Source organism: Sphingomonas sp. P4_G2, from assembly GCF_056401155.1.
Genome location: NZ_JBFUJY010000006.1, coordinates 77,358 through 90,420 on the forward strand (window position 1 = coordinate 77,358; position 13,063 = coordinate 90,420).

Sequence of the window (13,063 nt, forward strand, 5' to 3'; positions counted from 1 at the left end):
TACCACCGGTTACGGCTGCGATGCATAGCATGCGCGTCTGCTGCAATGCACCATTCCGGTGGTTGTCCGTCGCTGGGAGCGGGCGGCCCGTCGCTACAGGAGAATGAGATCGTAGGGATGGAGCGCGACGACGCCGTGAAGGACGATCGTGCTGTCGCCGACGTGAATCGAGAGTCCGTCGGCCGTGAGCGTGGTCGTGAAGTTTCCAGCCGCGGCGCCGAATCCCGACAGATCGATCCGATCGCCCTCAGCGGACGAGAAATCGAGAATGTCGTCCTTCCCCGATCCGGGCGCGAAGACGAAGTGATCGGCACCCGCTCCCCCGATCAGAGTGTCATGGCCGCCGCCGCCGATGAGCACGTCGTTGCCCGCGCCGCCGTCGATCCGGTCGTCCCCACCGACGACGCCGACCGCCATGATCGCGCCGTCGCCGTACAATATGTCGTCGCCGTCATTGCCGTACAGCGTGTCGCCAGCGCCAACCGAGGTGCCGGTCATCGTCATGGCGTCTCCGTAGAGCACGTCGTTGCCGTTGCCGCCCGACAGATTGTCGATCCCGCCATGCGCGGTGCCGCTCATCGTCTCCGCGTCGCCGAACAGCACGTCGTTGCCGTCGCCGCCGCGAAGTATATCGCGCGCGCCGGTCGTGCTCAGCCAAGTGATGTCGCCGATCAGCCGATCGTCGCCGGTGCCGCCATCGAGCGTATCGCCCTGCCACCCGCCAAGCAGCATGTCCTTGCCATCGCCGCCGTTCAGCGCGTCGGCGCCGTTGCCGCCCTGGAGCGAATCGTCGCCGCCGCCGCCATTCAATGTGTCGTTGCCGTCGAGCCCCAGCAACGTGTCGTGGCCGACCCCGCCGGTGATGATGTTGGCGAGTGCGTTGCCGGTGCCGGCGAAATCGCCGAGGCCGATATGGGTCAAATTCTCCAGATTGGCGCCGAGCGTGTATTTATCGAGCGTCGTCGCGACATGATCTGTGCCGGCCGACGCCGATTCGGCGATCGTATCCTTCGCGGAATCGATGAAATAATGGTCGTTACCGGCCGTCCCGACAAAGTGATCTGTCGATACGCCGTAGATCGCAGAGCCGATCGACGTCGCAACTGCCGGATCGTCGATCGACCATCCCGCCGAATTGTTGCCGTCCGATGCGACGACGCTTTCCGTGAGCGTCGGCAGGCCCTCAAGCGAGAGCAAGGTGTCGGACGTCATCAGGATCGAGTCCGCTGCATGAACGACATGCACCCCGTCGAGCAGCAGCGTGCCCTCGGACGAGAAGACCTTGGTCCGCGATCCGGCGTCGGTGAAAGTGCCGTCGACGATCGTGACATGCGCGCCGGCCGCGATCCAGACCTGGTTCTGCTCGGACGATCCGCCGCGCCAGACCGGATTCAGCCCGACCGAGCCTGACATCGTGATGTCGCCCCAGAGTCGATAGTTGCGCGCATTCTCCGACGCGACCGCGCCTATCAGCACGGTATCGGTGGATTTCAGGTCATAGCCGCCGTCGCTATTGCCGGTGGCAAGGGTATTTTCGAACCGCACGCTATAGACGCCGCGTTCGGTCGCGAAGCCGTCGCCGTTCAAATAGGTGCTGCCGCTACCGACGCTTTGGACATTGGCCATTGTCGTGTCGCGGATCACGACATCGTGAACCGTGCCGTCGAGATGGATACCCTCGGGCAGATCGTCGCCGACCTGGCCCGCCATGTCGCCGCGAACATTCTCGATCACGACGTCATGGGTGTCATATTGCAGCCGGATCGCCTCGCGCGAGAAGCCGGTGACGGTGACGTCGCGGATGGTGAGGCCGCTGACCGACGCGGTGCCGCTGCTCGCCAGATCCTCGAAAAAGCGCCGGGCATTGTGGACATCGACGTGCTGCACCGTGATGTCGGCGATGTCCGCGCTGGCGCGGAAGGCGGTGCCGACATTGCTGACGTCGATGTCCTGGAACGTCAGGTGGTTCGCGCCGCTGCCCATCTTGAACAGCTCGTTCCCGGCCGCGTCGCCGGCGTGCCAATCGGCGGGGCGGGTACCGCTGAACTGCGCCGCCATCGTGTTGCCGAGATGGTCGACGCCGCGGATCGTGACCGGCAGGCCGTCTGCGCCGCCATGCGAGACCCCGATGGTTCCCGCAACATTGTAGGTGCCCGCGTCGGCGATCAGCAACACTTCTCCGCCCGCGCCCGCCTTGACGATCTGGGCATCGAGCGTCCCGATCGGCGCGGCGTTTTCCAGACTCGATCCGGATTTGTCCCCCGCCCCGGTCGGCGAAATATAACGCGTACCCATACACCCACCGCATCGCGGGCGCCGCTCACCGCGTCACCCTTCCAGATTTCACGAAATTGCGGATGGTTGGCCCCCCGGCCGCGTCAGTCCGCCGCTTGCAAGGCTCTGTCTGCCATGACGGGCGTGCCCAAAGGCTCAACAGGCATTATTAGCGGGCCGCTAAGCATGAAAAGGAGACGCGCGATGGACTTCTCGAGACGCAGTCTGTTGGGCGGTGCGCTCGTGGCGGTGCCAGCAGGGTCGCTCGGTGCTATAGCGCCGTCCGATCCGTCGCGCCCGCCTTTCCATGTCGCGCAGGAAAGCGCCGGCATTTGGCGGTTCCGCAGCTGGACTTGGGCAGCGGGGGCGTGGCATCCGCTGACCGGCCGGATCACTGTCGATGGGGCGGCGCTCCGGGTTTCGGGTAAGCCAGATCCGCGCGACGCGTCCGCGCTTCAGGCCGCGCTGGGCCGGATCGTACGCGACCGTTCGGGCTGAAGCGCGCGGTACAGGCTGAGCGTCTCCACCGCCGCTTTGTCCCACGAGAAACGCGTGCGCACCGCGCTTGCGTCAGTTCGGAGCGAAGCGGGATCGGCCGCCAGCATAGCCGCGAGGCGATCGACGTTACCCACCGGAAAATAGTTCGCGGCGGGCAAGCCGATGTCGCGGTTGGCGGGAATGTCGCTCAATAGCATCGCCGCGCCCTCCCCCGCCGCCTCGAGCGCGGCGATCGGCAGCCCTTCGTGATGGGACGGCATCACGAACATCGCCGTCCGGCGGTAGAGTGTCGCGAGCACAGTGCGCGATTGCACGCCCGCGAAGATCACATCCGGCCCCGCTTCGGCGACCAGGTCGCGCGCATAGGGACTGTCGTGATCGGCGCCGCCGACGATCACCAGCTTATACCCCGTGCGCGACGCGCGGTGCGCGGCGATCAGGTCGTGGAGTCCCTTTTCCGGCACCAGCCGTCCGACCGCGAGGAGGAAAGGTGCGTCGCCGATCCCGAGACCCGAGAGGATCTCGCCGGCATCGCCGCCCGCGAACAACTCGGGCGCGCCGTTGGGGATATAGTGGATCGCGTTGGCCTTTCGCGGAAAGGCCAGCCGCAACTGCTCGGCAAGCGACGGTGAGATCGCGACGATTCGATCCGCCCAGCCGAGCGCTGCACGCTCGCCCAGCCGCAATACGGCCTTTGCGAAACGACCCCATTTGGCGCGATCATAATCGGTGCCGTGATGAGTCACGACCACGCGCAAGCCCAGCATCCGCGCCAGCGGGGCCAGGATGGCGGGTCCGATCGCGTGGATGTGGAGCACGTCCGCGCCGCGCCGCTTGGCGGCGACGATCGCGAAGAACGTGGAAAGAATCGTCTCGAAATGCTTCGATTGCGGACAGCGCAGTCCGACGATCTCGACGCCACGCCATGTTCGCTGCCGCTCCGGCAAATAGGGCGCGCGGCCGAGCACGACGATCGGCTGGTCGGGCGCGAGCGTCGCAATGCGGGGCAGCAACTCTTCGCAATGGCTTTCGATGCCGCCCATGACATCGGGAAATCCGCGCAGTCCGGTGACGCAGATCGGCGGCGTGGTGGAGGTCATGTCCGCCGCCCTTATTGCAACTCGGGGATCTTGAGCGTCTCGGGATGAATGACCGGCTCGCCGTCGCCGGGCCGTCCGACACTGCGATAGATGAAGCCCGCGGCGGTGAGATCGTCGGCGCGATAGATGTTGCGCAGGTCGACCAGCACCGGCATCGCCATCACCGCCTTCAGCCGCTCGAAGTCGAGCGCACGGAACGCATCCCATTCGGTGACGATGACGATCGCCGACGCGCCTTCCGCCACGGCATAAGCCGAATCGGTATAGGCTACTTCGCCCAGCAGCGGCGCCGCCGCCGCCATCCCTTCCGGATCATAAGCGCGCACGGTCGCACCGGCGTCCCGCAACGCCTGGACGATCGCGATCGCTGGCGCGTCGCGCATGTCGTCGGTGTTGGGCTTGAAGGTCAGACCGAGCACGCCGATGGTCTTGCCGCGTACGTCGCCACCGGCCGCCGCGATCACCTTTCGCGCCATCGCGCGCTTGCGGACGTCGTTGACCGCGACGGTCGTCTCGATCAGCCGCAACGGACTGTCGTGATCCTGCGCGGTCTTGACCAGCGCCAGCGTATCCTTGGGGAAGCACGATCCGCCATAGCCGGGCCCCGCGTGGAGGAATTTCCCGCCGATCCGGTTGTCGAGGCCGATCCCGCGCGCCACGTCCTGGACGTCCGCCCCAACCTTCTCGCACAGGTCGGCGACCTCGTTGATGAAGGTGATCTTCATCGCGAGGAACGCATTGGCGGCATATTTGATCAGCTCGCTGGTGCGGCGGCGCGTGAACAGCAGCGGCGACTTGTTGAGATAGAGCGGACGATAGACCGCTTCCATCGGCGCACGGGCGCGCTCGTCCTCGATGCCGACGACGATGCGATCGGGGCGTTTGAAGTCCTCGATCGCGGCACCTTCGCGCAGGAATTCAGGATTGGAGGCGACCGCGAAATCGGCGCCCGGATTGGCCTCGCGGATGATCCGCTCCACTTCATCGCCGGTCCCGACCGGGACAGTCGATTTGGTGACGATCACGGTGAAGCCGTCGAGCGCCAGCGCGATCTCGTGCGCCGCAGCATAAACATAAGACAAATCGGCATGGCCGTCGCCGCGTCGTGTCGGCGTGCCGACGCCGATGAACACGACATCGGCCGCGGCCACCGGACCTGCGAGTTCGGTCGTGAACGACAGCCGGCCCGCCGCGACGTTCTTGGCCACGAGCCGGTCGAGCCCAGGCTCATAGATCGGAATTCCGCCCGCCTTCAGCTTGGCGATCTTCGCCTCGTCGCTGTCGACGCAGACGACGTCATGGCCGAAATCGGCGAAACAGGCGCCGGAGACAAGTCCTACATAGCCCGAACCGATCATCACGATGCGCATAGCTTTTTCGCCTCTTCTTAACGATATGCTGCACATGCGAAGAGATGGGTGCCGTCGTCAATCGTCGGACGACGAACGGTGTATGACGTCGGTTGGCGCACAGTCGGCGGTGCGCGAGCGCTGTCAGACCAGATGCGCCCATCATAGCGAGCGCTGCGCCCACGCCCGCTAAGCCCACATCTGGCCGGCCACTGCGAAGAGGGCTTGTCAATTGGACGGCCGATCGCAAATGTATCGCGATGCGTTGTCACGGACTGCTCATCACCCACCCAGATCGTCGCGTTGCGGCCGTCGCTCCCGATATTCGCTTACCATGACAACCATTCGCGACGTCGCGCAGGCCGCCGGCGTCTCGAGAGCAACGGCCGCCCGGGTGCTGTCCGCGCCCGAATTGGTCGCGGAAGCGACGCGGCACCGGGTGTTGAAGGCCGTGCAGGAGCTTGGCTATAGCCGCAATTCGGTGGCGGCGAGCCTGCGCACGACGCGAACTGGCCGGATCATCGTGACCGTCCCGGACATTTCCAATCCGTTCTTCTCCCGCGTCATCCGCGGCGTCGAGGAAGCGGCGCAGAAAGCGGGCTATGCGGTCCTGCTGGGCGATACGCGCAACGAGCGCGAGCGCGAGGAGCAATATGCGGACATGCTCAATCGCCGGGAGGCGGACGGCATCATCTTCCTCGGCCACCGCCTGCCCACCGTCCTGGCAACCATCCTCGAACGCGACGGCAGCCGCGCACCGATCGTCAACGGCTGCGAGTTCACGCCATCGCTCGGCGTGTCGAGCGCCCATATCGACAATGCGGGTGCTGGCTATGATGTCATGCAATCGCTCTATCGATTGGGTCATCGCGATGTCGCGGTCATCATCGGACCCGCCGACAGCCCGCTGACCCGGGACCGCCTGGCGGGCGCGCAGAAAGCGGCGGAGGATCAGGGACTGGCCGCGCAGCTCGTGATCGAGAATGGCGATTTCTCGATCGAATCGGGTCGCGGCGCGGCGATGGCCCTGTTCGCGCGCGCCAAACGCCCCACCGCCATTTTCTGCTTCAGCGATGAGATGGCGATCGGCACGCTGGCGGCGGCGCGGTCCGCCGGCATTTCATGTCCGGGCGATGTCTCGGTCGTCGGCTTCGACGACATCCAGATGGCCCGGTATGTCGACCCCCCGCTCGCCACCGTGCGCCAGCCGATGGCGGAAATCGGCCGAAAAACGGTCGAGCTCCTGCTCGACATTTTGAGCGGTCGCCAGACGCAGCCGGTCTATGCCACTTTGCCTTATGAGGTCATCGCCCGGCAAAGCATGGGGCCTGTCCCCGGGCGGTCGCCGATTTCCTGACGCGACATATCCGATTTTCGTCAATTTGCGCTTGCAATGAGATCGATCTCATGATTGTTTTGGCCAATCGAGGACTCGGCGAAGATCGAGGCAAGTGACGGTATCGGGTGGCGTTTTTCTCTAATCGCCAGTTTCCTGCCGGGTGAGAGGTCTGCCAAGGTCATGCCTTGGCTCTGAAGGGGTGCGGCACATGGTCAAATTGCGGCTGTCGATCATGATGTTCGCGCAATATTTCGCGTGGGGCGTCTGGCTCGTTCCGCTCAGCACGTACATGAGCAAGGGCCTGCATTTCGACACGATCATCGGCGCCGCCTATGGGATGGTCGGCATCGCGACGATCGCCTCCACCCTGTTCGTCGGGATGATCGCGGACCGCTTCATGGCGGCCGAGAAGCTGTTGAGCATCCTGTCGATCTGCGCGGGCATCGTCCTTTTCTGGGTATCCACCATCCAGTCCTCGCCGTCGCTCTTCCTGTTCGGCTGCCTGCTCCATTTCCTGTTCTACGCATCGACCATCCCGCTCGCGACCGCGATCGCGTTCAACTCGATGACCGATATCGCCAAGGAATTCCCCGGCGTCCGGGTGTGGGGCACGATCGGCTGGATCGTGGCGGGCCTGCTGGTCGGCGTGATCGTCGGAGCCGCGCAAACCGCTCTGCCGATGCGGATAGCGGCGATCGTCTACGTCGCGCTCGGCCTCTATGCCCTCACCCTGCCGAACACCCCGCCGCGCGCCCGCGGGCGGATCGTCAGCCCGTCGGCGGTGCTGGGACTGGACGTCATCCTGCGCCACCGCGAGACGGCATTCTGGGTGTTCATCGCCTGCACCCTGGCGCTGATGACGCCGAGAAGCTTTTACGATGCCTATGGCAACACCTTCTTCGCCGACAAGGACCTGCACCTGACATTGTTCGGGACGCGGATCGAGGCGACCGGCATCCAGACGGCGGGGCAGATCTTCGAATCGCTGATCCTCGTCAGCCTGCCGTTCGTGCTCTTCCGGCTGGGCATCAAATGGGTGCTGGTGGTCGGAATGGGCGCCTGGGCGGTTCGCTTCCTGCTGTTCGGTTTCGGCTATCAGGGTTCGACCGCGATCATGCCGATGGTGCTGCTCGGCATCATCATCCACGGCATCTGCTACGACTTCCTGATCGTGTCCGGGCAGATCTATGTCGATCGCAAGTTCGACGCCGAGGCGCGTTCCCGGGCGCAATCCTTCTTCAACCTGATCACCCAAGGTATCGGCATCGTGATCGGCTCCAACATCGCCGGCGTCGTCTACGGCATGCATGCCAATCCCGACGGCAGCCATGATTGGCGCGCGATCTGGATGGTGCCGGCGGTGATCGCCTTCGTCGCGATGGTCCTCTTCGCTCTCGCCTTCCGCGAGAAGCTGGCTCCGCCCCAGGACGAGCAGTCCGGCGCGGCCGCGCCCGTGCTTCCCTGACGGTCCAGGACGGATTTTCGATGACGCAGAATATTCTCAGGCTCGGGCTGATCGGTGGCGGTCCCGGAAGCTTTATCGGCGCGGTGCATCGCATGGCCGCCTGTCTCGACGCGCGATTCGTGCTAACCGCCGGCGCCTTCAGCCGGACGCTGGAGAAGTCTCGCCAGCAGGCCGCCCGATGGGGTCTTCCGGAACAGCGCGCCTATGACGGCATAGAGGCGATGATCGAAAACGAGCGCGGACGCGAGGATGGCGTGCAGGCAATCGCCATCGCGACGCCGAACGACAGCCATTTCGCGATCGCCAAGGCGGCGTTGGAAGCCGGTCTTCCAGTGATCTGCGACAAGCCGATGACCGCGACGCTGGCCGAGGCCGAGGCGCTGGCGCCGATCGTCGCGCGATCGGGCCAGCCCTTCGCGCTCACCTACACTTATACCGGCTATGCGATGATCCGCGAGGCACGGGCACGGATCGCCGGCGGCGCGATCGGTCGGGTCCGCAAGATCATGGTCGACTATCCGCAAGGGTGGCTATCGGAGCGGATCGAGGGCGACAATCTCCAGGCGAGCTGGCGGACGGACCCGACCCGGGCCGGCACGGGCGGCGCCATCGGCGATATCGGCGTCCACGCTTTCCAGCTCGCGGAATATGTCAGCGGCCTGCGCGCCATCGAGCTGATCGCGGACCTTCCCCGGGTGGTCGCAGGACGGCAGCTGGACGACGATTGCAACATGCTGTTGCACTTTACGGACGGGGTGCCCGGCATCCTGACCGCCTCGCAAATCGCCACCGGAGAACGCAACGGACTGCGCCTGCGCATCTATGGCGACAAAGGCGGCCTCGAATGGTGCCACGACGCGCCGGGCGACCTCATCCTGCGCTGGCCCGACTCGCGGACCGAGATCGTCCATGCCGGAGGGCCGGGCCTGCATCCGACCGCGCAAGGAGCGACGCGATTGCCGAGCGGCCATCCGGAGGGTTTCATCGAAGCGTTCGCGACGCTCTACAGGGATTTCGCCGACATGATCGACGGTGCGGACAAGGATGGCCCGCTGCCCGGCATCGACGATGGCCTGCGATCGGCGCGCTTCATCGATTGCGCGATCCGTTCGAACGATGCCCGCGCCTGGGTGGCCATCGCGGGAGAGGCACGATGAAGACGATCAAGGGCCCCGGCATCTTCCTCGCTCAGTTCCTGTCCGACCAGGCGCCGTTCGACACGCTGGATCATCTGGCGGAATGGGCTGCCGGGCTGGGGTACGTGGCGGTCCAGATCCCCTGCACGCCGCAATTGATCGACCTCGCCACGGCGGCGGAAAGCCAGGCCTATTGCGACGATCTCCGGGCCACGCTCGACAAGCACGGAATCGTGGTGAGCGAGCTTTCCACCCATCTCCAGGGTCAACTCGTCGCGGTCCATCCCGCTTACGACAGTCTGTTCGACGGATTCGCGGCCGAGCAGGTGCGGGGCAAGCCGGCCGAGCGCCAGGCCTGGGCAGTCGAACAAGTAAAGTTCGCCGCGCGGGCCAGCCAACGTCTAGAGCTCGACGCGCATGCGACTTTCTCGGGCGCGCTGGCCTGGCCCTATTTCTATCCCTGGCCGCAACGTCCGGCCGGGCTGATCGACGAGGCCTTTGCCGAGCTCGGCAAGCGCTGGCGGCCGATCCTCGATGTTTTCGAGGACTGCGGCGTGGATTGCGCCTTTGAGCTCCATCCGGGTGAGGACCTGCACGACGGCGTGACGTTCGAGCGATTCCTCGACACGGTCGACCAGCATCCGCGCGCCCGGATCCTCTACGACCCCAGCCATTTCGTGCTGCAGCAACTCGACTATCTCGCCTTTCTCGACATCTATCACGAGCGGATCAGCTGCTTCCACGTCAAGGATGCGGAGTTCCGGCCGAACGGGCGATCCGGCGTCTATGGCGGCTATCAGAATTGGGTGGACCGCCCCGGTCGCTTTCGTTCGCTCGGCGACGGCCAGATCGACTTCGGTGCGATCTTCTCGAAAATGGCGGCCTATGACTTTCCCGGTTGGGCCGTGCTCGAATGGGAATGCGCGCTCAAGCATCCCGAAGACGGCGCGCGCGAAGGTGCGCCCTTCATCAAGAACCATATCATCCGCGTCACGCCCCACGCCTTCGATGATTTCGCGTCGAGCGGTACCGACCGCAGCGCCAATCGCGCGCTGATGGGCCTCGATCCGCAAGCCGCGACTGTAACCCGGAACCCATCTCCAGGAGAGTATTGATGAAGCCGATCTACAGCCTGGCCGCCGCCCCTGCTCTGATGGCGGGTATCGCGGTCTTCGCCGTGCCGTCCGGCGCGCAAAGCACCCCGGCCGGTGCCCAGGCCTTCGGCATGTGCGCCGCGTGCCACACGGTCGCGAAGGGCGGCCGCAACGGCATCGGTCCCAATCTCTCCGGCCTGATCGGCCGGCGCGCCGGCTCCGTTCCGGGCTTCAGCTATTCGGCCGCCATGAAGGGGTCGGGCCTGACCTGGGATGCCAAGACGCTCGACCAATTCCTGGCGGCGCCGACCAAGAAGGTGCCCGGAACGAAGATGCCGATCAGCGTCTCCGATCCGGCGAAACGCGCGGCGGTGATCGCCTATCTGACGACGGCTACGGCCAAATAAGCGGAAGGAGATAAAGGCGATGCCGCGACAACCGACACCATCCCGCCGTTCCGTCCTGGCCGGCACCCTGGCAGGGATCGGCGCGGCGAGCTATTCGCGTGCGGCCGGGGCATCGCAGAATGCCGCGCGCTTCTCGCTCAAATTCGCGCCGCACGAGGGCAGTTTCGCCAGCCGGGGCGGCCTGATCGAGCAGATCGCCTATGCCGCCGATCAGGGCTTCACCGCCTGGGAAGACAATGAGGCCGCTGCGCGCCCCGTCGCCGAGCAGGAAGCCATGGGCAAGGCGCTGCGGCAGCGCGGCATGACGATGGGCGTGCTGGTCGCGAGCATGCCGAAATGGGGTCAGTATCGGCCGCTGCTGGGCTCCGGCGATCGCGCCGAGCAGGATGCCATGCTCGCCGACATCCGCCGCTCGGTCGATGTCGCCAAGCGGCTCGACGCGAAATGGATGACCGTCGTCACCGGCTTCATGGACCCGAAGGTGCCGGTCGACATTCAGACCGCGCGGATCATCGAGGTGATGCGGCGCGCGGGCGATATCGCCGCGCAAAACGGGCTGATCCTGGTGATGGAGCCGCTCAACACGATCACCAATCACCCCAACATCTTCATGCGCACGATCCCGCAGGGATATGCCATCGCCACGGGGGTCGCCAACCCGGCGGTCAAAGTGCTCGCCGATCTCTATCATGCCCAGATCCAGGCGGGGAATTTGATCCCGACGCTCGAAACCTGCTGGAGTGAGATCGCCTATATCCAGTTCGGCGACAATCCGGGCCGGCTCGAGCCAAGCACCGGCGAAATCAACCACCGCAACATCGTCCGCTGGCTGAAGGGCCGCCGCTATGACGGCGTGATCGGCATGGAGCATGGCAACTCGCTCGCCGGGCGCGCGGGAGAAGACCGGCTGATCGCCGCCTATAGGGAGATCGACGCGGCATGAAGAGCGACACCCCGATTTCGCATCGGCCCGGAGGCCCGCAATGATAGACCGCAGAACCGCCCTTGCCGGCATGGCCGCCTTGTTCGGCGCCCCGCTGTTCGCGCCGATCGCGCGCGCGGCCGGGCTGGTCGGCAAGGATTCGCGTCCCGTCATCAGCGAAGGACCGCCAAGCGTGCAGGTCTTTAGCCCATCACAACGCGCGCTGATGACGCAGCTGAGCGAACGCGTGATCCCCACCACCGATACGCCCGGCGCGATCAAGGCAGGCGTGCCCGATTATATCGAAAAGCTGCTCGCCGATTGGGCACTTCCCCAGGAGAGGATTCCGATCCTCGCGGGCCTCGACGCGATCGAGGCCAAGTGCCTTCAGGATTACAAGGTGCCGACCGCCCAGGCGACGCCCGAGCAACTCGACGCGCTGCTCACCGCCGCGATGAACGCGCAATTCGCCGACGGCGCTGCCTTCTTCGGAGCGTTCCGGCAACTCGTGATCACCGGATATTACACGTCCGAGATCGGGATGACCCAGGAGCAGGAATATCTGCCCGTCCCCGGCGAATATCACGGCGACTATCTCTATTCCAACGTCAACAAGGTCTATTCGGCATGACGATCGATCGACGCACATTCGTTGCGAGCATGGGGGCGGTAATGGCCGCAAGCAGCATCGCGGGCCTCGCGCGCGCCGCACAGGTCCGCAAGGTCGGGTTGCAACTCTACACGGTGCGCGAGATCTTCCAGAGCGATCCGGTCGCGACACTCGAGAAGGTCGCCGGTATCGGCTATCGCGAGGTCGAGTTCGGCGGCGGCAATTACGACAAGATGGACCACGCGCTGCTGCGCCGGACGATGGACCGGCTGCAACTGTCCGCGCCGTCGCTTCACGTGTCCTATGACGTGCTGCTGACCAAATTCTCCGATGCCGTGAAGATGGCGAAGACGCTGGGCGCCGACACGATCGTCATGCCCTGGCTGCCCCCCGAGCTTCGCACCGATACGGGGTTCGGCGGCGTGGTGGAGAACGTCAACCGCTTCGCGAAGCAGGCGCGCGAGGCGGGCCTCGGCCTCGCCTATCACAATCACGATTTCGAATTCACCACCCGCTTTGGCGGCACTTCCCTCTACGATCGTCTGGTCGCGGGAACCGACCCGTCGCTGGTGAAGCTGGAGTTGGATCTCTATTGGGCCGTTCACGCCGGCGAGGATGCCGGCAAGCTGATCACCCGGCTCGGCAACCGCCTCTACGCCTTCCATGTGAAGGACATGCGGGCGGACAAGAAGATGACCGCCGTCGGCACCGGCACGATCGATTTCGCGGGGCTGTTCAAGCTGCCCGGCGCATCGGGCGTCCGCCATTTCTATGTCGAGAATGACGAAGCACCGGCCCCCTATCTGCCGGATATCACCACCAGCTTCCGGAATCTGCGCGCACTGCGCTTCTGATCTCCCTCTTCAAGG

At 65.1% G+C, this 13,063-nt stretch carries 12 protein-coding genes; 9 read left to right on the top strand and 3 right to left on the bottom strand.

The features are described from left to right. Positions 1-93: 93 nt before the first annotated feature. Positions 94-2,295 (bottom strand): calcium-binding protein, encoded by a 2,202-nt coding sequence (locus AC1DRD_RS17085; protein WP_478042269.1) that lies wholly within the window; start codon positions 2,293-2,295, stop codon positions 94-96. 183 nt (positions 2,296-2,478) lie between these two features. Between AC1DRD_RS17085 and AC1DRD_RS17090 the strand changes: the two genes are divergently transcribed. Continuing rightward, positions 2,479-2,772, top strand: a complete 294-nt coding sequence (locus AC1DRD_RS17090) for a hypothetical protein (protein ID WP_478029715.1) — start codon at positions 2,479-2,481, stop codon at positions 2,770-2,772. On the opposite strand, the gene AC1DRD_RS17095 is transcribed toward AC1DRD_RS17090, so the two are convergent. Together AC1DRD_RS17095 and AC1DRD_RS17100 are read right to left on the bottom strand one after the other, a co-directional pair. Continuing rightward, positions 2,730-3,872 carry a glycosyltransferase family 4 protein gene (locus AC1DRD_RS17095; protein WP_478042270.1) on the bottom strand — a complete coding sequence of 381 codons (1,143 nt, stop codon included), beginning with the start codon at positions 3,870-3,872 and terminating at the stop codon, positions 2,730-2,732. The two genes, AC1DRD_RS17090 and AC1DRD_RS17095, sit on opposite strands and share 43 nt — an antisense overlap. 11 nt (positions 3,873-3,883) lie before the next feature. After that, entirely contained in the window at positions 3,884-5,242 is a 1,359-nt protein-coding gene (locus AC1DRD_RS17100) for a UDP-glucose dehydrogenase family protein (protein WP_478042271.1), read from the bottom strand. A gap of 313 nt (positions 5,243-5,555) precedes the next feature. Between AC1DRD_RS17100 and AC1DRD_RS17105 the strand changes: the two genes are divergently transcribed. From AC1DRD_RS17105 to AC1DRD_RS17140, 8 genes are all read left to right on the top strand, one after another. After that, positions 5,556-6,578 (top strand): LacI family DNA-binding transcriptional regulator, encoded by a 1,023-nt coding sequence (locus tag AC1DRD_RS17105; protein WP_478042272.1) that lies wholly within the window; start codon positions 5,556-5,558, stop codon positions 6,576-6,578. A 190-nt stretch (positions 6,579-6,768) separates the two neighbouring features. Next, positions 6,769-8,025: an MFS transporter gene (locus AC1DRD_RS17110; RefSeq protein WP_478042273.1), complete on the top strand. Its 1,257-nt coding sequence runs from the start codon at positions 6,769-6,771 to the stop codon at positions 8,023-8,025. A 20-nt stretch (positions 8,026-8,045) separates the two neighbouring features. Further along, complete coding sequence (locus AC1DRD_RS17115; protein WP_478042274.1) at positions 8,046-9,182, top strand: Gfo/Idh/MocA family protein; 1,137 nt, start codon at positions 8,046-8,048, stop codon at positions 9,180-9,182. Continuing rightward, positions 9,179-10,276 carry a sugar phosphate isomerase/epimerase family protein gene (locus tag AC1DRD_RS17120; RefSeq protein ID WP_478042275.1) on the top strand — a complete coding sequence of 366 codons (1,098 nt, stop codon included), beginning with the start codon at positions 9,179-9,181 and terminating at the stop codon, positions 10,274-10,276. The genes AC1DRD_RS17115 and AC1DRD_RS17120 overlap by 4 nt, the downstream gene beginning before the upstream one ends. Then, positions 10,276-10,662: a c-type cytochrome gene (locus AC1DRD_RS17125; RefSeq protein ID WP_478042276.1), complete on the top strand. Its 387-nt coding sequence runs from the start codon at positions 10,276-10,278 to the stop codon at positions 10,660-10,662. Before AC1DRD_RS17120 ends, AC1DRD_RS17125 begins: the two co-directional genes overlap by 1 nt. A 19-nt stretch (positions 10,663-10,681) precedes the next feature. Next, positions 10,682-11,605 (top strand): hydroxypyruvate isomerase family protein, encoded by a 924-nt coding sequence (locus AC1DRD_RS17130; protein WP_478042277.1) that lies wholly within the window; start codon positions 10,682-10,684, stop codon positions 11,603-11,605. A 40-nt stretch (positions 11,606-11,645) separates the two neighbouring features. Continuing rightward, positions 11,646-12,215 carry a gluconate 2-dehydrogenase subunit 3 family protein gene (locus AC1DRD_RS17135; RefSeq protein WP_478029704.1) on the top strand — a complete coding sequence of 190 codons (570 nt, stop codon included), beginning with the start codon at positions 11,646-11,648 and terminating at the stop codon, positions 12,213-12,215. Between the two features lie 41 nt (positions 12,216-12,256). Beyond that, positions 12,257-13,048, top strand: coding sequence for a sugar phosphate isomerase/epimerase family protein (locus tag AC1DRD_RS17140; protein WP_478042278.1), 792 nt, complete (start codon positions 12,257-12,259; stop codon positions 13,046-13,048). The last annotated feature ends 15 nt before the right edge of the window (positions 13,049-13,063 follow it).